The sequence below is a fragment of the Nocardioides sp. LHD-245 genome, from assembly GCF_030929495.1.
Classification (GTDB): domain Bacteria; phylum Actinomycetota; class Actinomycetes; order Propionibacteriales; family Nocardioidaceae; genus Nocardioides.
Genome location: NZ_JAVFWN010000042.1, coordinates 1 through 659, shown reverse-complemented (window position 1 = coordinate 659; position 659 = coordinate 1). Strand labels below are relative to the sequence as shown.

Sequence of the window (659 nt, the reverse complement as noted above, 5' to 3'; positions counted from 1 at the left end):
AGCTAGTGGCGCGGATTTGAAGTTGTTGGACGGTTGGCCTTCTTGAGAATCTCGTCTGCGGTCTTGGTCCAGACGAAGGGGTGGGCGCGCTTGTTCCAGCCCTCGATGTAGGCGCGTAGCTTGCCGTTGAGGTCCTTGACGGACTTGAACACGCCGCGGCGCACGGCTTGGCGTTCGACGAGGCCGAACCAGACCTCGACCAGGTTCATCCAGGAGGCGTGGGTCGGGGTGAAGTGGACCTTGATCCGGGGGTGCGCCTCGAGCCAGTCGCGGACGTTCTTGTGCTTGTGGGCGGCGTAGTTGTCCATCACCAGGTGCAGTTCGACCGGCTCCCCGGTCTCGGGATCGACGGCGTCGCGGTAGGCCCGCTCGATCTGACGCAGGAAGGCGAGGAACTCCTGGTGGCGGTGCTTCGGCTTGAGCGCGGCGGTCACCTGACCGGTGGCGATCTCGAGTGCGGCGAACAGGGTCGTGGTGCCGTGCCGGTAGTAGTCGTGGCTGCGCCGCTCGATCTTCCCGGGCTGCATCGGCAAGACCGGGACGGTGCGGTCCAGCGCCTGGATCTGGGACTTCTCATCGACGCTCAGCACGATCGCGTTGGCCGGGATGTCGGCGTTGGTGCCCAGGTAGAGCCCGCAGATGTCGGTGACCTTCCCGAC

General features: G+C 65.4%; 1 protein-coding gene. It reads right to left on the bottom strand.

What is annotated here, in order from left to right; all coding sequences use genetic code 11:
* Positions 1 to 2: 2 nt before the first annotated feature.
* The coding region (locus RB608_RS28235; RefSeq protein ID WP_308091432.1) for an IS630 family transposase at positions 3 to 659 on the bottom strand (657 nt) is incomplete at its 5' end.